The organism is Lunatimonas sp., assembly GCF_020832325.1.
Classification (GTDB): domain Bacteria; phylum Bacteroidota; class Bacteroidia; order Cytophagales; family Cyclobacteriaceae; genus Lunatimonas.
Map to the genome: position 1 here is coordinate 12,663 of NZ_JAFIEU010000020.1, position 22,659 is coordinate 35,321.

At 47.6% G+C, this 22,659-nt stretch carries 18 protein-coding genes and 1 riboswitch; of the genes, 10 read left to right on the forward strand and 8 right to left on the reverse strand.

Annotation, left to right across the window (positions count from 1 at the left end; translation table 11 throughout):
• Positions 1 to 72: 72 nt before the first annotated feature.
• Positions 73 to 182: riboswitch (SAM riboswitch) on the reverse strand.
• A gap of 143 nt (positions 183 to 325) precedes the next feature.
• The 8 genes from JJU34_RS07760 (at position 326) to JJU34_RS07795 (ending at position 10,480) form a co-directional block, all read left to right on the forward strand.
• Positions 326 to 1,375 (forward strand): acyloxyacyl hydrolase, encoded by a 1,050-nt coding sequence (locus JJU34_RS07760; RefSeq protein ID WP_228691771.1) that lies wholly within the window; start codon positions 326 to 328, stop codon positions 1,373 to 1,375.
• 130 nt (positions 1,376 to 1,505) lie between these two features.
• Positions 1,506 to 3,155 carry a S8 family peptidase gene (locus tag JJU34_RS07765; protein ID WP_228691772.1) on the forward strand — a complete coding sequence of 550 codons (1,650 nt, stop codon included), beginning with the start codon at positions 1,506 to 1,508 and terminating at the stop codon, positions 3,153 to 3,155.
• Between the two features lie 3 nt (positions 3,156 to 3,158).
• Positions 3,159 to 4,322, forward strand: coding sequence for a cysteine desulfurase family protein (locus JJU34_RS07770; protein ID WP_228691773.1), 1,164 nt, complete (start codon positions 3,159 to 3,161; stop codon positions 4,320 to 4,322).
• A 2-nt stretch (positions 4,323 to 4,324) separates the two neighbouring features.
• Positions 4,325 to 4,822 carry a cyclic pyranopterin monophosphate synthase MoaC gene (gene moaC / locus JJU34_RS07775; protein WP_228691774.1) on the forward strand — a complete coding sequence of 166 codons (498 nt, stop codon included), beginning with the start codon at positions 4,325 to 4,327 and terminating at the stop codon, positions 4,820 to 4,822.
• Complete coding sequence (locus JJU34_RS07780) at positions 4,800 to 5,408, forward strand: NTP transferase domain-containing protein (RefSeq protein WP_228691775.1); 609 nt, start codon at positions 4,800 to 4,802, stop codon at positions 5,406 to 5,408. Before moaC ends, JJU34_RS07780 begins: the two co-directional genes overlap by 23 nt.
• A gap of 19 nt (positions 5,409 to 5,427) precedes the next feature.
• Positions 5,428 to 6,612 carry a class I SAM-dependent RNA methyltransferase gene (locus JJU34_RS07785; protein ID WP_228691776.1) on the forward strand — a complete coding sequence of 395 codons (1,185 nt, stop codon included), beginning with the start codon at positions 5,428 to 5,430 and terminating at the stop codon, positions 6,610 to 6,612.
• Between the two features lie 137 nt (positions 6,613 to 6,749).
• A complete protein-coding gene (locus JJU34_RS07790; protein WP_366512683.1) occupies positions 6,750 to 10,028 on the forward strand; it encodes an amidohydrolase family protein in 3,279 nt (1,092 codons plus the stop codon).
• Positions 10,029 to 10,135: 107 nt separating this feature from the next.
• Positions 10,136 to 10,480, forward strand: coding sequence for a tRNA-binding protein (locus JJU34_RS07795; RefSeq protein ID WP_228691849.1), 345 nt, complete (start codon positions 10,136 to 10,138; stop codon positions 10,478 to 10,480).
• A gap of 13 nt (positions 10,481 to 10,493) precedes the next feature.
• Here JJU34_RS07795 and JJU34_RS07800 read toward each other — a convergent pair whose 3' ends face one another.
• Genes JJU34_RS07800 through JJU34_RS07810 form a run of 3 tightly spaced genes read right to left on the reverse strand, consistent with a single transcriptional unit; the run spans position 10,494 to position 12,898 of the window.
• Entirely contained in the window at positions 10,494 to 10,712 is a 219-nt protein-coding gene (locus tag JJU34_RS07800) for a type I restriction-modification system subunit M N-terminal domain-containing protein (RefSeq protein ID WP_228691777.1), read from the reverse strand.
• Positions 10,713 to 10,728: 16 nt separating this feature from the next.
• Complete coding sequence (locus JJU34_RS07805; RefSeq protein ID WP_228691778.1) at positions 10,729 to 11,700, reverse strand: AAA family ATPase; 972 nt, start codon at positions 11,698 to 11,700, stop codon at positions 10,729 to 10,731.
• Position 11,701: 1 nt separating this feature from the next.
• Complete coding sequence (locus tag JJU34_RS07810) at positions 11,702 to 12,898, reverse strand: ATP-binding protein (RefSeq protein ID WP_228691779.1); 1,197 nt, start codon at positions 12,896 to 12,898, stop codon at positions 11,702 to 11,704.
• A gap of 562 nt (positions 12,899 to 13,460) precedes the next feature.
• Here JJU34_RS07810 and JJU34_RS07815 point away from each other — a divergent pair.
• Together JJU34_RS07815 and JJU34_RS07820 are read left to right on the forward strand one after the other, a co-directional pair.
• Entirely contained in the window at positions 13,461 to 13,946 is a 486-nt protein-coding gene (locus JJU34_RS07815) for a DUF4199 domain-containing protein (RefSeq protein WP_228691780.1), read from the forward strand.
• Positions 13,947 to 14,080: 134 nt separating this feature from the next.
• Positions 14,081 to 14,896, forward strand: coding sequence for a tetratricopeptide repeat protein (locus tag JJU34_RS07820; protein WP_228691781.1), 816 nt, complete (start codon positions 14,081 to 14,083; stop codon positions 14,894 to 14,896).
• A 48-nt stretch (positions 14,897 to 14,944) separates the two neighbouring features.
• On the opposite strand, the gene JJU34_RS07825 is transcribed toward JJU34_RS07820, so the two are convergent.
• The 5 genes from JJU34_RS07825 to JJU34_RS07845 form a co-directional block, all read right to left on the reverse strand.
• Positions 14,945 to 15,970: a zinc-binding dehydrogenase gene (locus JJU34_RS07825; protein ID WP_228691782.1), complete on the reverse strand. Its 1,026-nt coding sequence runs from the start codon at positions 15,968 to 15,970 to the stop codon at positions 14,945 to 14,947.
• Positions 15,967 to 17,226, reverse strand: coding sequence for an endo-1,4-beta-xylanase (locus tag JJU34_RS07830; RefSeq protein WP_228691783.1), 1,260 nt, complete (start codon positions 17,224 to 17,226; stop codon positions 15,967 to 15,969). Before JJU34_RS07830 ends, JJU34_RS07825 begins: the two co-directional genes overlap by 4 nt.
• Positions 17,227 to 17,316: 90 nt before the next feature.
• The gene (locus JJU34_RS07835; protein WP_228691784.1) at positions 17,317 to 19,506 is read right to left on the reverse strand and encodes a pyrroloquinoline quinone-dependent dehydrogenase; all 2,190 of its coding nucleotides are present in this window, start codon (positions 19,504 to 19,506) and stop codon (positions 17,317 to 17,319) included.
• A gap of 132 nt (positions 19,507 to 19,638) precedes the next feature.
• The gene (locus tag JJU34_RS07840) at positions 19,639 to 20,829 is read right to left on the reverse strand and encodes a DUF4221 family protein (RefSeq protein WP_228691785.1); all 1,191 of its coding nucleotides are present in this window, start codon (positions 20,827 to 20,829) and stop codon (positions 19,639 to 19,641) included.
• A gap of 249 nt (positions 20,830 to 21,078) precedes the next feature.
• Positions 21,079 to 22,623: a sulfatase-like hydrolase/transferase gene (locus tag JJU34_RS07845; protein WP_228691786.1), complete on the reverse strand. Its 1,545-nt coding sequence runs from the start codon at positions 22,621 to 22,623 to the stop codon at positions 21,079 to 21,081.
• Positions 22,624 to 22,659: the final 36 nt, after the last annotated feature.

Genomic DNA, 22,659 nt, shown 5'->3' on the forward strand with positions numbered 1-22,659 from the left:
ATACTTCTGGAGAAGAGAACCGAATGATACGGGAGAATACAGGTGTTCGGAAGGAATCTTTTTCATATATAGGTTTTATATCCCCGGGGATCAACACGATTTCCCGGCAGGAATTGGCACCTTGGACTTTCCAGGTTGCCAGAGGATCATCGAGCCTGTCTCTCACCTCTTCTTTATAAATCCAGATACGCTAAAAGTAAAAGGATGCTGCAAAGTAAATCGGTATACCCAAAATTTACAACATTTGCAGGGAATAAATTTCAAGTAAACGAAACCTTTTGTCCAAAAACCAGTGCAATTGATAGAATCTAAAACCATGTATCCGTTGAAGCAGGCTTTAGCCATTTTTCTTTTGTGCCTCACCCAAAGCGTGATTGCCCAGCAAGCGGTTACCCGTTTGGGGGCCGACATCCAGTACGGATTTATCATTCCCCATGCCGCTGACCTTATCCCAATTTCACAGAGCAGCCCCTTTGGCATACGACTCAGTTACGACCGGATGCGACTGGACAAAAAACGCTGGGATGCCTGCAACTGCTTTCACTACCTGGGCGTACAGCTTTCTCACTACCAATTTGGCAACCCTTCGGTATTGGGGCATGGAACGACCGTCTCCACCTCTTTTGAGCCACTGCTATTTCGGTCTAAGCAATGGCAGATTTCGCTTGCCACCGGTCTGGGGATCAGCTACCTCAACCGCGTATACGACGAGGTTTCCAATCCGGAAAACACCTTCTTCTCCGCACCGCTAAGCTTCCTGATATTCGTCTCACCCCGAATTCAGTTCACCCTGAATGATCGATGGTCTGGCAGCATGGCCCTGCATTACAATCATATATCCAATGGTGGACAGCGGCAACCAAACCGGGGCATGAACTTTCCGACCCTGGGTGTAGGCCTGCACTATTTTCTCCAACACCCCAACTTTCCGGACCATCAGGCCAATGAGGTTCCTGATCGATGGCGTCCGTATCTCGAGGTGGCTGGCACCATGAAAAATAATCCCAACTCCAATAACCGCAGCCCTGCCGCTGGCTTGTCACTTGGTGCATACCGGCAGGTAGGAAGTATCAATGCCTTTGGCGGAGGATGGGAGGCTACGATAGATCACAGTCTTTATCCGGACACCGAACGGAACGACCTAATAAACCATGGGCTTTATATTTCCCACCATTTTCTGTTTGGGAGATTTGATTTTAACCAGCGAATGGCCGTTTATTTGGGGAAACCGAAAAATTACCAGCCGGATAAATCATTTTACCAGAGATACACGTTACTCTATCGGCTAAGCGACCATTTGCAAGGGGGTGCTTCTATGAAAGTTCACGGACATGTGGCAGAAAATATTGAATTCAGAATAGGATATCTATTTTAAAAGCAAACTATATTGCGAAGCATAACCTTATAAAACCAAATAAGCACGATTAGTCACAAAACGATTGTCACTTTGGCGACTTATACGGATTTTCCAAGTATATCCGATGTATCAATTAACTACAACTTCTATGCGTAAAGTATTGTCGATTATTTTTATGGCTTTGAGCCTGACATTTAGCCAGGCCTATGGATATTACGACGCCCATTTTGAGGCGTCACACCTCTTAATAGATAGCCTAAAAGCACCTAAAGATTGGTTTTTGATGGATCCCGCAGATGACGGCGTCATAGGGACCGGTGCCCAAAAGGCCCACGAACTGCTGAAGGACAAACAGCCCAAGCAAACGGTGATCGTAGCTGTGATAGATTCCGGCGTGGACATAGCACACGAAGATTTACAGGGTAAGATTTGGGTAAATCAGGGCGAAATACCCGGCAACGGCATCGACGATGACAAAAACGGTTACGTGGATGATGTACACGGATGGAACTTTATAGGAGGAAAGGACGGCTCCCATATCGCCGAAGATTCCCACGAACTCACCCGGGAATATGTTAGATTGAAGGCAATATACGGTGGACTAACCGAAGAAGACGTCAAAAAGAAACAGCGAAAAGAGTTTGCCTACTGGCAGCGCATCGAAAAAAACTTCGAATCCGACAGATCCGAAGCAGAAATGAACTATAACTTTTTTCAAAATATGGAAAACATGTTCATTCAGGCCGCCGACATTGTAAAGGAGCATTTGGACGCGGATGACTTTGGCGCAGATGAACTGGCACAGATAGATACCGAAGATACCAAGGTGAAGAGTGCCGTGGGCATGTTAAGCCAGGTATTCAACAACATTCGGGACAGCGACATGAGTGTAAACGAGGTGATTTCCGAACTGGCTGAGGCAAAAGAGCATTTTGAAACACAAGTCAAATACGCCTATAACCCGGAGTTTAACCCCAGAGATATCGTGGGAGATGACCCGGAAGACTACAAGGACCGGAGTTATGGTAACAATGACCCCACCGGTCCGGACTCCAGTCACGGCACCCACGTGGCAGGTATCATCGCTGCCGACCGCAACAATGACCTGGGCATTCAGGGTATTGCCGAACACGTGTTGATCATGCCCATCCGAGCAGTACCCAACGGCGACGAACGGGACAAGGACATCGCCAATTCCATTTATTACGCGGTAGATAATGGGGCCCACATCATCAATATGAGCTTCGGAAAATCCTACTCACCCGGCAAAAAAGCTGTTGACAAGGCGGTAAAATACGCTGAGCGCAAAGGGGTAGTCCTTATCCATGCGGCCGGAAACAGTTCCAAAGAGACCACTCCTACCAATAACTACCCCAATCGATTCTACGAAAAGAAAGGCGAGGCGTCTAACTGGCTGGAAATCGGAGCCTCCTCCTGGCAGGCTAACGAGGACCTGCCCGCCAGCTTTACCAATTTTAGCAGTACTGGAGTAGACTTCTTTGCTCCAGGCGTAGACATTTACTCCACCATGCCCGGAGGCGAGTATAAAAACAACAGCGGAACCAGTATGGCTGCTCCCACCGTGGCCGGTGTGGCCGCTCTGCTGTTGGCCTATTACCCTGAGTTGAAGCCCGATCAGGTACGCCAGATTCTGAAAAGCACGGTTCACGACGAACGTACCACGAAAGTCAACAAGCCTGGTGCTGATGAAGTGGTAACGTTTGGTGCGCTAAGCCGTACCGGTGGGGTAGTAAATGCCTACAGTGCCATTCAGATGGCAGAATCGATGACCCGATAACCCATGCGGCTTCCGATCTACCTGGACCATAATGCCACGACCCCTTGTGACCCAGAAGTATTGGAGGCCATGCTGCCGTTTTTTGGGGAGCAGTTTGGAAACGCGTCTAGCATACACCACCCCTATGGCTGGCTGGCCGACGATGCTGTAGAGCAAGCCAGGGAACAGACAGCCCAGCTCATCGGTGCAAAACCTACGGAAATCATCTTTACCAGTGGTGCCACGGAAGCCATTAATTTGGGGATCCGTGGCGTCATGATGGCAAAAGAAAAACCCGCTGAAAAAGACCACATAGTCACTGTAGCCACAGAACATTCCGCTGTACTCGATACGGTCCGAGCGATGGAGCGTGTAGGCTTTCGTGCCACTTACCTACCCGTAAAGCCGGATGGTCTGGTCGATGTGGCGGATGTGGCCGCAGCGCTTACCGAAAAGACCGCACTTCTGGTGGTGATGGCTGCCAACAACGAAACCGGTGTCTTGCAACCTCTCCGGGAGATAGGGGAATTGACCCGGAAGAAAGGCGTTCTTTTGATGAGCGATGCAGTACAGGCGGTTGGGAAAATCCCTATAAATGTTGCAGATATGCCGATAGACTTGCTGGCGCTCTCTGCCCATAAATTTTACGGTCCCAAAGGTGTGGGTGCCCTCTATGTGCGAAAACGAAAACCACTCGTTGCGCTGGAGCCTTTGTTGACCGGAGGAGGACACGAACGAGGCATGCGAAGTGGCACGCTGAATGTCCCCGGGATAGTGGGTTTGGGCAGGGCCTGCCAAGTAGCCGGACGGCTCATTGAAAGCGAATCGCGTCGCTTAGGTAGCCTGCGCGACATGCTCGAATCCACTCTCCTGCAACTGCCCGGAACCCGGGTAAATGGAAATCGCGACAACCGACTTCCTCATGTCACCAACCTATCCTTTGATGGGGTCGAGGGCAAGGAATGGCTCATCGCGTTGAACCGAAAAATTGCCGTTAGCTCTGGATCTGCATGCAGCAGTATCACCGAACGCGCTTCCCATGTGCTCCTGGCAATGGGTGTCTCCGAAGCAAGAGGCAAAGCCAGTGTCCGTTTTGGACTAGGAAGAAGTACTACCGAAACGGACATAGCAACCGCCACCGATCATATTATCGCAACCTTAAAAAGACTTCAACGAAACCCCGCATAACCATGGAACTTCCAGAAAAAGACTTTACGCACCTGGACCAACAGACCGGAAATCCCACCATGGTAGACGTAGGAGCCAAAACGACGACTAAACGCAGCGCCACTGCTACCTGCGAGGTGGTGCTAGGCCACGATATTATGCGTCGGCTACTGGAGGAAAAGGATATCGTCACGAAAAAAGGTCCGGTATTTCAAACAGCTATCATTGCAGGAACCATGGGCGCCAAGAAAACCTCGGATCTCATCCCTCTCTGCCATCCGCTGGCCTTGGAAAAAATCCGGATTGAAATCGATCCGATTTCGGAAACCAGCATTCAGATCCGCTGCACCGCCGCACTTACGGGAAAAACGGGTGTGGAGATGGAAGCCATGACCGGCGCATCCGTAGCGGCCTTGACTATTTACGATATGTGCAAGGGCTTTTCGCACGATATCCTCATACGGGAGCTTAAATTAATGGAAAAAACCGGGGGTAAGAGTGACTTCAGGCGTAGCGAATAGCCTCAACGGATTGGTGTTGATAGGAGGCAAAAGTTCGCGCATGGGTACAGACAAAAGCCTCCTTTGCTATCAAGGAAAAACTCCCCAACGCGAGCACCTTTTAAACCTGCTAAAACCACTCTGCCTAGACGTATACCTGTCTTGCAATCAAACCCAAACCACTCAGATCCGGGATCCCGGCAAAGCGATTACGGATCATTATCCAGACTGCGGTCCCATGGGCGCTATTTTATCTGCTATTGCACACCGTGCCGATTGTGCCTGGCTGGTGGTGGCCTGCGACCTGCCTTTCTTGTCTATTGCATTGCTAAAATACTTGGTAGCCGGTAGAGATCCCAAAAAACAAGCTACCGCATTCCGTGAAAAGAATTCCGGATGTCCGGAACCCCTCTGTACCATTTATGAACCGAGCTCCTACCGGCGGCTACAAAACGAATTCAATCAAGGTAATTTTTCTCCTGCCAAGGCATTAGTATCCATGGAGGTGGCCTGGCTGGAACTGCCGGACGGAGGCCTATTGACAAACGTTAACAATCCGCAGGAGCATGCCGAAGCGGTGGCAAAAATAGGGAGGCATCTCAAATAAACGACGTATATTTGGCCCCATGTTAGATTTTGAACGAAAAGGAATCATCGTTGTCACCTGCTTCGACCGGTTTTCCCCCTACCTGGAGCAGGAAATTATCGCATTGGGCTACACCCCCACCGAAACCTACCGAACACGGGTCACGTTGACCGGCAGTCTGTTGGACTGCATGATTCTCAATATGCACCTACGCACTGCCAGCAACGTTCTTTTCAACCTAATAGATTTTCCGCTACACCATATCAAAGACCTATACGGCAAGGTAAAATCCATGCCTTGGGAAAACTACTTGGCCAGAGACGGCTACTTCTCCGTAAGCAGTACCGTCGAACACGAAACAGTGGACAATCCCCTTTTTGCCAACGTGACGGTCAAAGATGCCATTGTGGACCGATTTCGGGAAAAATTTGATGTACGGCCAGATACCGGTTCCGACTTCAAAGGTGCGGTAATCCAGCTTTTTTGGAAAAACAATCACGCCTCTATCTACCTAAACACATCGGGTGAAACCTTGGTAAAACACGGGTATAGGATGGTACCCGGAAAAGCGCCGATGATGGAAGCACTCGCAGCCGCCACGATCATGGCCTCGGGATGGGATCGTCAATCCCCCTTTATCAATCCCATGTGCGGTGCCGGAACAGTGGCTATCGAAGCCCTACTTATCGCTACGGATAGGTTTCCCGGAATTTATAGAGATCATTATGCCTTTCAGCACCTACTGGGCTACGACGAAAAAACCTATCGACAACTCAAGAAACAGCTTTATCTGAAAATCAAAGAAGTTCCGGTAACCATCATTGCTTCCGACATCAGCGAGCGGGCCATAACGGCATCCCGCATGAATGCAGAAACAGCCGGCGTAGAGGAACTTATCACGTTTGAAACCGGTGACTTTGCCGATACCAGTATACCCGAGGGAGGAAAAGGTGCCGTATTTCTAAACCCGGAGTACGGACAGCGCTTGGGTGAAATGGAGGAACTGGAAGGAACCTACAAACGCATCGGGGATTTTCTCAAACAGCGTTGCGGGGGTTATGCCGGTTTGGTTTTTACCGGCAACATGGAGTTGGGAAAAAAAATAGGGCTAAAGCCTAAACGTAAAATCCCCTTTTACAATGGAACGTTGGATTGCCGCCTGCTGCATTTCGAATTGTATGAGGGTACCCGACGAAAGACCTTTTTAAATCCGGAGAATACCTGATAAGAAACCATGGAGTGGCTTTCCCGCCAATCTCAAAATAAGGACGATCGGGCGGGGTATCTCAGAACCTGGAAAACGGACTTTCTTTGACCAAAATCCAGAACCCTTATCTTTGTCCTGTTAACCCAAAAATATTGATGATGCATACCTTTAGCTATCCGTTAGTCTTCTTTTGTTTTTTGACCCTATTCCCAGTCTGGGCGCAGGAAAGCGAAGAATGGGACGTTGCCAATCCTCCGGGAGATTGGAATTTCAAAGACATCACCTTTACCACTGATGAGGGTACTTGGATGAACTTGGACGTAAGCCCCGATGGAAAGACCATTGTCTTTGATCTGATGGGTGATATCTATTCCTTGCCGATCACGGGCGGGAAGGCCACTCCACTGCGTACCGGGTTGCCCTTTGAAATACAACCTCGATTTAGCTTCGACGGAGAGTGGATATCCTTCACCTCCGATGCAGGAGGTGGAGACAATATTTGGATAATGAAAAAAGACGGTAGCGAAGCCAAACAGGTAACAAAGGAGACTTTTCGCCTACTCAACAATGCAACTTGGATGCCCGACGGCAATTACTTGGTGGCCCGCAAGCATTTTACTTCGGGTCGTTCCCTGGGGGCCGGTGAAATGTGGCAATACCACATCACAGGTGGACCGGGCTTGCAGCTGACCAAACGCAAAAATGACCAGCAGGACGTGAATGAGCCGAGCGTGTCGGCTGATGGCAAGTACCTATATTTCAGCGAAGACATGGCTCCGGGCGGGGCTTTCGAATACAACCGGGACCCGAATAACCAGATCTATGTCATCAAACGGTATGATTTCGAAACTGGGGAAACCATCACCCTGACCGGAGGTCCGGGAGGAGCTGCCAGACCACAGGTGTCACCGGATGGTAGCAAACTCGCTTTCATCAAGCGCGTGCGAACAAAAACGGTTCTTTACCTTCACGACTTGGAAACCGGTGAGGAATGGCCAGTATTTGATGATCTAAATAAAGATCAGCAAACGGCCTGGGCCATTTTTGGCGTATATCCCGGATTTAGCTGGATGCCCGATAGCAGAGACATTGTGGTATGGGCAAAAGGTAAATTGCAACGCATCAACACCCAAACGTTGGCACATTCCATCATCCCTTTTTCCGTAGATGCCAAAATACAGGTAGCCGAAAGGGTATACCATACCCACCCCATCGAGCGGGGCGAATTTGATGCCAAAATGATAAAACATGCGGTAACCTCCCCCGATGGCAAGACCTTGGCTTTTACAGCCCTCGGATATATCTGGACCAAACAGCTTCCCAACGGAAAACCCAAACGACTGACTTCCGGCAGTGACTTTGAATCAGAACCGCACTTTTCCCCGGACGGGAACAAGGTATTGTTTGTGACTTGGAACGATCTGGATAAAGGCACCATTTCTGAGATCCAGCGCAACGACGGTCGAGTCACCCGTCTCACTGCCGAGAAAGGCATCTATCGAACCCCGGCTTACTCGCCGGATGGAAGGCAGATTGTGTACCGCAAAGAACCTGGAAACCTGGATCAGGGAAGAACGTTTTCCAAAAATCCCGGTCTCTACGTCATGGCGGCAGATGGCTCCGAACCGCGCCTAATTACCCGCGAGGGAGCTAACCCCCAATTTACCGCAGACGGTAAGCGGATATTTTACCAAACCGGAGGCACCTTTTTTGGAAGCATCACCAAGGAGCTGAAGAGTGTGAACCTCCATGGCCACGACGAGCGGACCCACATCCGATCCAGCTACGGCAACCGTCTGGTACCCAGCCCAGACAATAAATGGGTAGCCTTTATCCATTTGCATAAAGCCTATGTGGCACCACTGGTAATGAATGGACAACCCATAGACTTGGACAATCAGACCAAATCCGTCCCCGTTGCGCAATTGACCAACGATGCGGGGATCAACCTACACTGGTCCAAAGATAGCCAAACGGTGTTTTGGACGATGGGAGACCGCTATTATTCGAACAAGCTGTCTGAGAGTTTTGATTTCTTATCTTCGGAAAACACCAAACAAGCACAAGAAGGAGCAGGGATCCCTATCGGACTTAAGGCTGATGTAGACCGTCCGAAAGGAAAGATAGCTTTCGAAGGCGCACGCATCATCACCATGGAAGGGGACGAAATCATTGAAAACGGGACCCTGTTGGTAGAAGGCAATCAGATCCTGGCCGTGGGCCCAAGCTCGTTGGTAAAGGTACCCGCTGATGCGATAAGCTACGATATGCGCGGAAAGACCATCATGCCCGGTATGGTGGATGCACATGCCCATGTGGGAGCCTTTCGGGATGGACTGACGGTGCAGCGAAACTGGCAACTGTATGCCAACTTGGCATTTGGAGTTACCACCTCCCACGACCCTTCTGCCAATACCGAGACCGTATTTACCCTATCGGAAATGGTAAAAAGTGGTGCCTTGGTAGGGCCAAGAATCTTTAGCACTGGTTTTATTTTATACGGTGCCGATGGAGACTTCAAAGCGGTGATCAACAAGCTCGAGGATGCCCGCTCGTCCATACGGCGAACCAAGGCCTTTGGCGCTACTGCCGTCAAATCCTACAACCAACCCCGAAGAGATCAACGGCAGCAGGTACTGCAAGCGGCGCGGGAGTTGGGCGTGAATGTAGTTCCGGAAGGTGGCTCCACCTTCTTTCACAATATGACCATGGTCATCGACGGCCACACGGGGATCGAACACAATATCCCAATCGCACCCGTCTATAAGGACGTACTGGAGCTCTGGAGTCAGACGGAGGTCGGCTATACTCCTACCCTGATTGTCAATTATGGAGGGATAAATGCAGAACGTTATTGGTATCAGAAAACCAATGTGTGGGAAAACGAAAAACTGCTGCAATTCACACCAAGGGGCACTGTAGATGCTCGCTCCCGCCACCGTACCATGGTTCCTGACGAAGAGTACGAAAACAGCCACATCCTCACCTCCCAATCGGTAACCAAACTCGCTGAAAAAGGGGTAAAGGTTAATTTGGGAGCCCACGGACAATTGCAAGGGCTAGGAGCACACTGGGAACTCTGGAGCTTGGCACAAGGTGGTATGAGTAACCACGAAGCGCTGAAAACAGCCACCATATACGCCGCCCGGTACATTGGCATGGGAGAAGATATTGGATCCCTAAAAGCGGGTAAATTGGCAGATCTTATCGTGTTGGATCAAAATCCCCTAGAGGATATTCGGCACTCTGAATCCATCACCCACACCATGGTTAACGGCAGGCTGTACGATGCCACTACCATGGACGAAATCGGAAACGAACCCAAGGAACGTGGGGCCTTTTACTGGGAAAACGGGCTTTTCCAGGAAGCCTTTCCTTGGCACGAACATATTCGCGGGTTTACACATAGTGGTTGCGGCTGTGGCTTGCAATAGGTACATTCAGGACTTTCTCTTGACAGAACTGGCCTGAGGCACGAATCGATAGACGCGCCAGGATGTAACCATAGTTGGAAGAGAGTGAGGACAAAAACAAGTTGATGATGAAAAATGACCTGCCCCTGCAGTGGGAGGAGTTCGAGCGTGTTGAGATGCGCGTTGGAACGGTGCTATCCGCTGAGGATTTTCCGGAGGCCAGAAATCCTGCTTATAGACTACAGATTGATTTTGGACCCTATGGCATCAAAAAATCTTCGGCACAGATCACTGAGATGTACCACCCACGAGAGTTGGTGGGCAGACAGGTAATCGCCGTGGTCAATTTTCCACCAAAACAAATTGCAACCGTGCTTAGCGAGTGCCTTGTATTGGGCGCGTTAGGGCCCGGTTCAGCCGTGTCCCTCTTGGGGGTGGATCGGCTGGTAGAAAACGGTACCCTGGTGGGGTAATCCAATAAACATACTATGCTGCTAAAGGCGTTCGGTAATCATTTGTATCTAACACAGGATGTTCCTCCCCCAGCTCTTTCTTTGCTGCTTCATCATAGTTGTGCGACAAATACCCCAGGAATAAAAAGGAAAGCATATAATTATGAAAATCATCCGGAGGCGTTGATCCTTGAAAGTTCTCCGCTATATCCCAAAGGGTTATACCTAATGGCTGTGGGTCTTTATGTGTCATGAGAGCTTATTAATAATTATTGGCATTTATCCAGAATATTCCTAGTCAATGACTCAAACTCCTGAAAACTTTTCTGCACTGCATAAACATGCGCGCCTATTGCACCATCTGCGGGCTTTAGCAAAAAAATAGGTTTTTGAGACTCCATGGACATTGGCGCTAGACTTCTATAGTGCTTCAACAATGCAATACAATAATCATCTTCTTCGACCGAGGCAATTGCCACGTCCTTATTTAAAACATATTCTGCAAAAACGGACGGTATTCTATTTGCCCATTTAAGGTAAGACTTTACAGGCCTACTTTCTTTAGCGGAATATTGCATGACGATATAACCAATAGGAACTGATAGATTAATGGGTATTTGGAAGGATATATTCTCCGGCTTCAACTCCCTTCGTTGATCCCACTGCTTTTTCCAAGTACTCAAGGTAATTCCCAAATTTTTGATGCCTTGCAGAGAGAATAGGTCTGATGCCACAGGCATCACAATAAAATCAGAGCTGATGGTCACCGCTCGATTTATTGCACCCAAATTAGGTCCAACATCTATTAAAACATACTCCGCATTAAATTGGGCTGTTGCATCTTGAATAATGGTGTTGAATAGGCTGGTTAGTCTAAATGAATAAATATCTCTGTTTAGGCATTTTAGCCAAGCATCACTCAGGCTATCCTCAAATGTTGATAACGAAAGATTACCCATAATTAAACCAAGGTATTCATTTATCTCCTCAATATGGACAGGATAGAACGGGTCACCTGATAATACCGGATTAATGGAGTCTAAAACAGTGATAGGAAGATTATTTTCATAAACTTCCTCTAACCGTTCTGAACTCAGAAACATGGAAGTCAAATTTGACTGAGGATCTAAATCAATAGCTATAGTTTTAATTCCTAACTCAGAAAGCATCCATGCAACGTGATATACGGTGGTTGTCTTTCCAACTCCTCCTTTGTTGTTGAAGAATATTATTGATTTCATATTACCAGTTTTTGTTAATGGGTATGGAAACTTTGAATTTGGTGCTAAGGCTTAAATCAAAATCAGGTTGTCCATTACCATTTTTGCTAAGATCATCGATTGCTCGCTTTACCCCGTAGTTAAACCTGTTTACATAGCCCAATATTTTTAAAGCTTCGGCAAGCACAACGTTTCTATAATCACTGGCATTAGGGAAATTTTGGGCATTCACATCGCCAAATAAGCCCCCCGGATTTATAATTTCAATACGATTTGAAAATTCATAAATGTAAATTGGTGAATTTGACTCGTAATTTCTATGCATAATGGCATTCATTAGAAGTTCTCTAAGTGCCCAAAAGGGATAGTTGCGGATACTATTTTCTTTCAGGGAATCAATTTTCACTGGCCTTTCCTTGATTATAATGTTTTTGATAAAATCATCCATCGAGTTCAGTTCAGTAATCAATGCCCCAGAAAACTTCTTTTCATACGCTACATCACTGTTCATTTGTTCACCATTGAATTTTACATATTGTATGTAAGCACCCGGCAAGTAGAATTCAGGATTAATCCCAAATATCAAAATACCAGCATTTGTCGGACATTGCTCTTTGTTGTCAAAAAAACGTAGGGATGCTAATTGTTGCTCTAAGGTTCTTCCATTTTCCTTTAAAGTGTCTTTATCTATAGCGGCAGGCAGATACGTTGACTTAAAATATTCAAGGGCTAAATCATCTAATCTTGCTCCCAATGCAGGAACCAGATCATAGGTCCTTGCATAGGAAGCCCTTCTTTCAATCAATATTTTTTCTTCCTCTATGGTAGCCTTATCCCTTCTGGGACCTATTCGAATCCAGCATCTGCCGTCGTAGCGTACAGGTGGATAGAAAGAAGGGGTGACTTGAATCACTACTACTTCTCCTTCCGGAAATTGGAAAACTGAACTTACTACCATTGAAGGCTGGGGAAGCACGTTACCATTTGTCTTTACATTTCCTATAGCCTGCAATTCCTTATCTGGCCAAGTCATTCCCGCTAGCCTACCATCGTCATGAACTCCCAATAAAATGTAGCCCGTTTTTCTGTGATTTGGAAAATCATTGGACAATGCACAAACCGCCGGGCCCAATTTGCTTTCCTTAACAGAAATGGTTCTTTCTATCAAATCACTTTCCATATCTACTAGTAGTTCCTTTACTTTTTCTTCAGTTATCATGATAACGTTAATTAATTACAATTTCCGGAAACAACCCCTGCATCAATGCCTTTTTATGCTGATGCAAATGCTCAATTTTCTCTGCCTGTGCCGTGATGAGTGAAACTAAAGCAGAAAGAGAAGAAGCGATTTTTTGTTGTTCTACTAGCTCACCTTACGAGCCCAAATGTAACCGGAATTTCTAAATTTAATAAAACTATTTTCCTAGCTAGGATTTAGTGAATTCCGGGTTATTTTACACATAACCATTTGAAACCAACTCATTCGGTTTCGGATCTAAAGATAACAAAACACCAGTTCTAGTAGGATAAAAACTGCGTTTATTATACTCAAGTGGCTGCGATGCGTTGGCTATTAGATACGCTGGTTCCGGCCTTTTTTCGATGAATTTTACTGCGCAACGCATAGCCCAAAAGAGACATATGCCTCAAACTCGTTGATTGGATTGCGCAGGTGACATAAACAGGCAGTTTGGATTAAAAAATCGATCGTTTTATCTTATATTCAATCGAGTAACAATATTTTTATCCAGTCAACGTGATTTCAACAACCTTCTAATCCCATGAAAAACCTAAAAATTGAACTAAAATGGGCAATCGTCTTTTCGGTAGTAGTATTGCTATGGATGACCCTGGAAAACTTGAGTGGCTTGCACGACAAATACATCGACTACCACCTGTACCTGACCAACCTATTTGCCATTCCAGCCATCATTGTTATGGTTTTGGCGTTGAAAGACAAAAAGCACAATTTCTATAAAGGACAAATGAGTTACCGACAGGGCCTGACTTCCGGTGTCATCCTATCCATTTTTATTTCGTTGCTCAGTCCGATCACGCAATGGGTTACGACCTACTTCATTACACCCGAATATTTCCCGAATGTGATTAACCGTTCGGTTGAATTGGGCTTTTATGCAACAACCGCCGAGGCAGAAGCAACCTTCAATTTCAAAAACTATGTAGTGCAGGGGCTAATCGGTGCCCTGATTATGGGCATACTTACGACAGCGATTGCCATGATCTTTATTCGCAGCAAACGCCAATAAGCTCTTTATCAGATGGTATGTCGTTACCATAAAAACCAAAAAACGCCAACTTCCCCAAAAAACTTCCGTTAAAGTTTTCATATTCATTGCTTTCCCGTATATTTAACTAATCAATTAGTAATCTAGCGTTTGATATGAAAGTTTCTCCGATAGTTTTTCTGCTCAGTCTCACCGTCATGACAGGTTGTATAGGGCAGTTTCAAAAAGGTGAAGCCTACTTCCGCAATCAAGAATACGAGAAAGCCATCGCCGAATTTAACAGGGTCCTATTTGTTAGTATTTCGGACGTAAAATCCCTACACCTCAGAGCAAGATCCTATGAGGAGTTGGAGGATTACGAAAATGCAAAAGCTGACTACAGGCAAATCCTAAAATACCAACCTACGTACGCGCAGGCGCTTGCCGGGCTGGGAAAGATCGCTTGGAAAGAAGATAACATGGCCGAGGCGGAAAAACTCTTACTCAAAGCCGCCATGCACGATCCGGACGATTACGATATCCTGCTATTGCTTGGCAGGGCCATGATCAAAAACCAACGCTTCAAAAGTGCGGAAGAATTCCTGCAATTGGCCATCGATCAACAGCCCGAAAATCCGCAACCTTACTTTTACTTAGGGATCGCAAGGGGCTATCAAGGAGATGGTCTGGGTGTGGTTACCGCTCTAAATGCGTACCTTTCATTAGAAACTGACAACATCTCTGCCCATTACAACCGAGGCTTTGCATTGATGAAACTGGGCTTTTCCGATTGGGCGATTGAGGATTTTGACGAAGTATTAAAAAGAAAACCGGATCACTACGACGCACTCGCTCGGAGAGGTATCTGCCTCTTGGAAGATAATCCAAGCCAAGGTATGCGTGACATTCAAAAAGCTGCCCAAAACGGAAATCCACTCGCCAAGTCGATAGTCAATCAATTTGGCTCCAAAAGTGGCAGAGGAATGAACTAACAAGAAATATCTCCCCCATTTCATCATTCCGAAATCAAAGACACAGCTTTAAGTCCAGTGTACATAGATCTTGCCCATGCTTTTGCCGGATTCCAGCATCTCATGGGCCGATGCAATTTCGGCAGCAGAAAAAGTGCCGCCTACCTGGGGGTGGACCTCTCCTGCCGTGTGCAAATCAATCAGTTCCCTCAGACAGGCACCAATAACCCCTACCCGATGGTCGGCCAATCGCAGCATGTTTACCCCCATAATACTCTGGGATTGCATCATCATAAACAGTGGACTCAAAAATCCCGTTTGGAATAGGAAGGAAAGATCGTTTACTAGATACCCTTTTGATCCACTGCGTGACGCTCCACCAAAGCAAAATAGTTTACCCCCATAATTAAGCAGCTTGCGATCTACCCTGAAACTTTTTCCCATGCTTGTATTAAAAACATAGTCCACTTTTCGTTTGCCCAACCGACCTTCGATCACATCGGGATAGGATTGCTCCTTGTAGCAAATCGGAAGATCCACTCCAATCTCCCGGAGGTAGGCCAATTTTTCTACCGATCCGCATAGACCGATGGTAAAAATTCCCTTTCGCCTACACAATTGTACCAGTGCCGTACCTACCCCACCCGCAGCGGCATGTATCAGCGCAGTCTCATCTGTTCTCAGCTTATTGCTGTAATCCGTCATGTAATAGGCCGTGCAGTATTGCGTAGCAAGTGCACATGCTTCCCCAGGAGGCATACATTCAGGTATTACTCCCGCAGCCCGATGATCTACCAAGGCATGATCAGAATACCCACCAAAGCGACAAAACGCCACTACTCGCCTACCTAGCCAATCATTGCTTACTCCCGCGCCTGGTGTCAAAACCTTCCCTACCACCTCGTAGCCAGGTACAAAAGGAAGTCGTGGGGCTTCCCTGTACAGCCCCTGCCTCGCCATCACGTCGGCAAAGTTTAGTCCAAACCCCTCCACTTCGATGAGTAACTGACCTGGTTCTGGGTTTGGAGTAGGCGACTCGCGAAGTTCAAATGCTTCAGCGGCCTTTCCGTAGGACACCAACGTCAACTGCCTCATTTGGCTCCCATCAAAAAGTCCACCTTCGCACTACCTCCTCCCCTATTCAAGGTGACCGTGCGTACCTCGTCGCCCACCTGCACTTCATACGTACCAAAAAAGGCCGGGAGGGATACGACACCGTTGTGGCCTACTGTTGCACGGTGTTCGGTCCACCATTCCCTAAATATCAGATCTTGATAGGCCTCCGCCAATGCGGTAGGAGACCAATCCCGTCGGTAGAGAGAAGATGCGGGTATCCAATTGGCGCCTGCCCAAAATCCCCACATCAAAATCCCCTCCACCGAAGGATGAGCAAAGCATATCTTGTAATAGTCTACCAACTCTCCTGCCGTGAATATTTCCTCCTCCATCGTCAGCTCCCGAATATTTTCCCGGTAATACTTCGAGCGTTGCCCGGGTACATTAAATTCCGTCACCAAAATTGGCAAGCCAAAAACCGCGAGGGAATCCAGAGCCCTGCGCAACTCATTGCGGTCAAAACTCTCCGCATGGAGATGGCCTTGCACGCCTATACCTGCAATGCGAACACCCTGCCCAATTAGGCCTCGGATTTGCTTCAGGTAATCATCGAGACGGTTTCCGGTTAAGATATCGTAATCGTTTAGAAAAAGCTGCGCGTCCGGGTCCCCTTGGTGCGACCAATCCACCATCTTTTTGGTAACATCCGGTCCCAATCGGTCTTCGTAAAAATTACCATGCACCATTTCGTTATTCAGGTCGTAGCCAGCAAAACGACCTCGATACCTTGTGGTGACATCCAATGCGCGGACACGCAGGGTTTGCTCAAGCGACTCATCATCCAAAGCGGTCAGCCATTCCTGAACAAATTTGGGTATACCCCAAAAAATATTGTGCCCACGTAGCGGAATATGGTGTCGGTCGGTCCATTCCAACAGTGCATCTACCACTGAGTAATCCACCACGCCCTTTTCCTTTTCCATACTGTGCCATTTCAGAGCATTTTCGGTTACCGCAGCATTGAAATTCTGTAAAAACTTCTCTGCGTACTGCTGTTTGTCGGCCTCCGACATGGAGCCCACAAATCCATTACTCAGAGCCGCCCCAAACCAGAACTCATGAGAAAGCTGCCGTATATGCACTTCCTGCCCTGGCTTGGCGTAGACGGACAAGGTGCCCTTTCGGTGTGTACTGATGCGGTGTTCGTCTGTTTCCGATTGCCCAAATAGATTAGGGCTGGCAAAACACAGCAAAAGCACAACCAAGAACGCCTCGTTTAATTTTCTCGTTATCATAGAAGCTAGGTATTTTGGATAAAAACAAAGAGGGTATTTTACAGGTACCATATTACGCTTTTTACGGCCATAATACAACTATCCAATGGATTAGGGAAGTGAAAAAGCCACATACATATCCCCCTTGTGGGTATTAAAACGGCCACCACCACATGCCAGCACCACGTATTGTTTCCCGTTGACCGAATAAGTACTGGGGGTAGCAAATGCCGCTGCGGGCAATACCGTTTGCCACAGCAAATCCCCGTTTTGTGTGTCAAAGGCTCGAAACTTGCCATCCTGTGTAGCGGCGATAAACAGCAATCCGCTGCCTGTTACCAAAGGACCTCCAAAGCTTTCTGTTCCGGTAAGGGGAATCCCTTGAGCAGATAGCTCCGGATACTCTCCAAATGGTATGCTCCAGCGAAACTCCCCAGTGTTTAGGTCAATAGCATTTAGCGTGCCCCAAGGAGGCGCAATGGCAGGATATCCCTGATCATCCAGGAACTTCATGTACCTATTTACCACATAGGCTGGCAACTCATCGGTTTCTGATTCGGGAACTAAACCAGGTTCGTCTCCCGCCTGTGCGAATGGGTCCGATTCGTTCAAGTAAGCCAGTAGTGCAGCTTTCTCTCCGGGCAAAATACCTGGAAATGCCGGCATCATTCCCTTTCCGCCGGCAACAATCTCTGCAACCTCCCCGAAGGTCTTTCTCTTCAACAATCCTTCCAAGGACGGATATCCGCTCGCGGGGTAGCCCCTCCGATCCTTTCCATGGCAGGGCGCACAATTCAGCGTATACACCCGCATACCGATACCCATTGCCTGAAGCTGCTCCGGTGAAGTACTGGGTCCAATGCCCATATACCTGGCCATCTCGTTGCTATTGATATACAAAATGCCTTCGGGGTCCGCCGCCGCACCGCCCCAGATAGCTCCTCCACTAAGTCCTGGGAATACGGGCATTCCCTGTTCGTTCAGGGGAGTGAAGGGCCCCTGGTATCCGCTTTCCCGCAGAATCTGTAACAGCTCCTCCCGGTTACCTGCCCATGGGCTGATCAGCGAATCGGACACTATCTGCCGGGAAAAAGGAAGCGGCTTTGTAGGCAGAGGCTGGGTGGGCCAAGCCTGTTCTCCCGGAATCGTAGATGGAGGAACGGTGAGCTCCTCCACCGGAAACAAGGGTACGCCTGTCTCTCTATCAAACAAAAAAACGTACCCGTGTTTAGTTACCTGCGCTACGGCATCAATCAACCTTCCTTCGTGCTGTACCTGTATTAAATTCGGAGGTGCGGGCAGGTCCATGTCCAAAATGTCATGGTGTACGATTTGAAAATGCCAAATTCGCTTCCCGGTGGCTGCATCTAGGGCCAACAAGGTATTCGCAAAGAGATTGGCACCAATCCGATCTCCCCCGTAAAAATCGGGGGCAGCGGACCCGGTGGGAACATACACGATACCCCGCTTGCGGTCTATAGCCATGCCCGCCCAATTGTTTGCACCGCCTATTCCGTTGTTTTTGTACGCATCGGGTGGCCAGGTATCGTACCCGTACTCGTCTGGATGGGGAATGGTATGAAACACCCAAGCCAATTCGCCTGTCTCTATGTGAAATGCCTGAATATGTCCCAATGCTGCCCGATGATCCTCCGCGACCCGCAGTGGCATGATGATCAAATCCTCGTACACCGTCCCTGGCGTATTGGAAAGTACCATTTTATCCGCAGCGGTAGGCCCCAGACCTGTTTTGAGACTAACTCTGCCTCCCTCTCCAAAGCTGGTAACAGGTTCTCCTGTTCGTGCATCCACCGCATACAACCATTCACTCTGGGAGTACAAAATGCGTTTGTCTGCCCTCTTTTCCCAGTAGACTACCCCTCTGTTAACACTGAAAGATTCCTTGGCACCCCCGGTATGCCTCCATAGCTCCCTTCCGGTGGCCGCATCTACCGCAAAGGGCTGAACCCCTGCGGTCATTCCATAAAGCACCCCATCCACAATAATCGGATTGGTCTGCATGTGACCACTATCTCCCGTATGGTAGGTCCAGGCAATCTGCAGCTCTCTGACATTACCTGCATGGATTTGGTCTAGCGGAGAAAAATGGTTTCGATCTGGCCCTCCCAAATATTCGCGCCACTCTGCCTCCTGTTCTGGGGAGACCCCACATGCATACAGTCCCCAAAGAAGGGCAAAACCACATAAGGGAAGATACAAAAAGTTATTTTGGCCGTGAAATGGGTGCATGAAATCCTGAATATTCAAATAGATGCCTCTGAGCAAGATATTATACTCCAATATCCCAACTTTTCCGAATATGACAAGAAGAAAAATCGAAAATCATTTAACCGACATATGGAAATGAACCCATAGGCTGTAAACGGATTTCTTGCCCCAAAAAATACAGCATTTCAATTCGAGACCTGTTTACTATTTCCCATCCGCCAATTCATACAGCACAAAGCTCAGGTAATCTTCCTCATTATCGTAATTATCGGGATGATTAACAGACATATAGAGTCCTTCCTTGGCCACAAACACATTTTCTGTCACGTAGTTGTAACCTTTAAATCTGGTCTCACCCAGTACTTGGAGATTCGTATCCAAGATCATGATGGAAAAATCCTTGGCAAATCCACGAAGCTGTTCCAGTTCCTCTTCACTTTCGATTTCAATTTTGGGAAAACAAAATCGGTAAAAAACTTCCCTGTAGGGATCGTATAGTAATGTCCCATATCTGGGTTCTGTAAACATATACCGCAAATACTCGTTTCGGTCGGCAGTCCTAGAAAGGGTGGGAAATGTATCGGGAAAAAACCGACTTTTTGCCGGAAAAGCATCGAGTGGATCCCCCGCTGAGGACGCAGCGTAAAGATTATGATCGGCAAGAAATGAATAAACGACCTTGTCCGGCGACGCTGCCATACTGAAATACGGTACATGCAAGCCATCTGACAAGTAACCTTTCGGATATTTATGGCAAGTAAGCTCAGTATCTCCCGAATTCATATCTAATTCTACACTAAGAAATTGATTGGAAAGGGCTTTTTCTTCCGTGTCTTTAACATTTCCAGGAGCCACTACTTTTACCAACATTTTGTTCCCTCGGATAATTGGATAGGAGTTAAAAAAGGATGTGCTGATTTGCGGATCGGAATATCCCTCTGGTGATGCAAAGGATATCTTCGAGAGATAGGATTGATCGATATCTGTCAAATAAATAGACCCTGGATGCGTGGTAAAAAGGAATATGCTGTCTGCCGATTGCACGTGAAACCTGAAAACCGTACCCACTCCCTCATTCCCCTCCAAGTCGAATTTCAAGGTTTTCGCGAGCTCTTTTCGATCCATATCATAGACCTGAATTTCATTTCGGGGTGACTGAATATTGAAAAGATAGGGACTCTCTCCATCCAAATACCCCAACCCAAAACTAAAGTTGCCTGTCTGATCATCTATTGGAATACGGAGTTTGCTTTCCGCATTTTGGAGCACTTTCTCCGGAGTAGTCTTATCAGGTACATCTGACCCACAGCCAACGAAAAAAAGGGCTGATGCTATAAACAATGAATAAGTAACCCGTAGGTCAATCGATAGATGGGATAACGGAAAATGGAACATGCCTAGTAAGCTAGCTTTAAGGGTTAAACAATGGTACGCCTAAACTAAGTTGACAAAAAGCCTTTGTCCCAGACCTGTGAGTCAGACGTTTCCAATAAAGGTAATTAGTTGAAAAATAGTATCCTAAAAAATTAAGAATAAACTATACCAATAACCTGCCTTGGTGTAGCTTCACCCCATTTTTCCAATCCCAAAGCATGTAAGAATTCCCGCACTTGAAATCGTCACGCGCGGCACCTACTTTAATATTTAATAATCGCTACCAATTAGGCTTTCCAGTACCGACTGCTGCCAGGCCCGTAGCTCTCCTTCCATTCTTCCCGCAAATTCAGGCATCTTTTGTATCAGGTCAACCTGTTCCTCCGGGTCGGCCAACACATCAAACAATTCCTTAGTAGCATCGGGTCCTGTACCCCCATGAATGACCAACTTGTACTGATTGTCCAACCAGGCACGGACGCCAGAAAAATCTTCCTCCCGGATGTCTTCACGGTGGAAATTCTTAAAGTTTCTGGTTGCTATTCCCCCCATTAATTTTACCAATGGAGTGGTTCCTACTTGAAGTTCGGGTTCTATGTACGGAATAAGTTCTTCTCCACTGCGGTCCCGCCCATTCCAGAACCCAATGGGTACAGGGCGTTCCATCATCACGTTATTCAGCATTCCCAATAGACTCACCCCGTCTATCGGTCTCTCTGGAAGAGGTTGCCCAACGATGTCGCACAGAGTAGGAAGCACGTCTGTACTAACTCCGTTAATGGCACTAATCAGGGGAAAGCGAACCTTATCCGGCCACTCCAGTACACTGGGAACCCGAATACCTCCTTCGTATACTTGACCTTTGAATCCCCGAAACGGCATGGTGGCCACACCCTCTGCCGGTGTACCGTTATCTCCAAAATACCACAGCAGGGTGTTCCTGCGCAGCCCTTCCTCCTCTAGGAAATCTCGGAGCATGCCAATGGAACGATCCATCGCGGTGATCTCCGCAAACCGCTCAATGAGTACCTCCCGTTGGTGCCGCTCCACAGTTCCTCCCGTTTCATTGGAGGTGAGTGTTACCTGCCTGTCGCCAAAATCAGCCGGCAAATCCTGATAAAGGTCCAAGTCTTCTTTCAGGCCACTGTAGGGCTCGTGGGGCGAGCCATACCAAATCAACACGAAGAAGGGCTTATTGGCTGCTTTCGCATTCGCAATAAAACGCATCGCTTCCTTCACCACCACTTCAGAACCTTCCCCCTTGAAGATCACCGGATCAGCACCATTCACCGACAAAGGAGGGTCCATTTCAAAAAAATTATCGTGGGAAACCCAATGATCAAAGCCCATTGCTCCCGGATTTGTGGGAGAGGACGCTTTCACTGGTCCAAGGTGCCATTTGCCAAAATGGGCCGTGGTGTATCCAGCCTGCTGCATTATCTGTGCAATGCTAACTTCCTCCGGACGGATGGAATGTCCTGGAGTAAAGGTACCATACCGGTTTGGATGACGTCCGGTGATGATGCTTCCCCGTGTAGGAGAGCATACGGGAGATGCCGAATAGAACCGATCCATCCGTAAGCCTCTGGCCGCCATTTGATCCAGAACCGGTGTTTTTATGTATGGATGCCCATTGTATCCTACCTCATCCCAGCCATGGTCATCCCCCAGTAATAGCACCACATTGGGTAGATCGGGTGTAGTGGTTTCAACGCCTTTCTTCTGACAAGCCACCAAACCCAGCCAAATAAAAGATAACAGGAAGATCCGGGCTACCATCCATTCTCTATACCGATTACTACCTAATTCGTTCATGAGTTGATATTTTGTTCTCAAGGGGTCACTTATTAT

What these genes read in the sequence shown, in the direction of transcription:
- JJU34_RS07805 (WP_228691778.1), bottom strand. Translation starts at nt 11,700, where the DNA reads ATGAAATCAATAATATTCTTCAACAACAAAGGAGGAGTTGGAAAGACA.
- JJU34_RS07790 (WP_366512683.1), top strand. Translation starts at nt 6,750, where the DNA reads ATGATGCATACCTTTAGCTATCCGTTAGTCTTCTTTTGTTTTTTGACC.
- JJU34_RS07820 (WP_228691781.1), top strand. Translation starts at nt 14,081, where the DNA reads ATGAAAGTTTCTCCGATAGTTTTTCTGCTCAGTCTCACCGTCATGACA.
- JJU34_RS07785 (WP_228691776.1), top strand. Translation starts at nt 5,428, where the DNA reads ATGTTAGATTTTGAACGAAAAGGAATCATCGTTGTCACCTGCTTCGAC.
- JJU34_RS07840 (WP_228691785.1), bottom strand. Translation starts at nt 20,829, where the DNA reads ATGTTCCATTTTCCGTTATCCCATCTATCGATTGACCTACGGGTTACT.
- JJU34_RS07830 (WP_228691783.1), bottom strand. Translation starts at nt 17,226, where the DNA reads ATGATAACGAGAAAATTAAACGAGGCGTTCTTGGTTGTGCTTTTGCTG.
- JJU34_RS07825 (WP_228691782.1), bottom strand. Translation starts at nt 15,970, where the DNA reads ATGAGGCAGTTGACGTTGGTGTCCTACGGAAAGGCCGCTGAAGCATTT.
- JJU34_RS07845 (WP_228691786.1), bottom strand. Translation starts at nt 22,623, where the DNA reads ATGAACGAATTAGGTAGTAATCGGTATAGAGAATGGATGGTAGCCCGG.
- JJU34_RS07770 (WP_228691773.1), top strand. Translation starts at nt 3,159, where the DNA reads ATGCGGCTTCCGATCTACCTGGACCATAATGCCACGACCCCTTGTGAC.
- JJU34_RS07815 (WP_228691780.1), top strand. Translation starts at nt 13,461, where the DNA reads ATGAAAAACCTAAAAATTGAACTAAAATGGGCAATCGTCTTTTCGGTA.
- JJU34_RS07810 (WP_228691779.1), bottom strand. Translation starts at nt 12,898, where the DNA reads ATGATAACTGAAGAAAAAGTAAAGGAACTACTAGTAGATATGGAAAGT.
- JJU34_RS07765 (WP_228691772.1), top strand. Translation starts at nt 1,506, where the DNA reads ATGCGTAAAGTATTGTCGATTATTTTTATGGCTTTGAGCCTGACATTT.
- moaC (WP_228691774.1), top strand. Translation starts at nt 4,325, where the DNA reads ATGGAACTTCCAGAAAAAGACTTTACGCACCTGGACCAACAGACCGGA.
- JJU34_RS07800 (WP_228691777.1), bottom strand. Translation starts at nt 10,712, where the DNA reads ATGACACATAAAGACCCACAGCCATTAGGTATAACCCTTTGGGATATA.
- JJU34_RS07795 (WP_228691849.1), top strand. Translation starts at nt 10,136, where the DNA reads ATGAAAAATGACCTGCCCCTGCAGTGGGAGGAGTTCGAGCGTGTTGAG.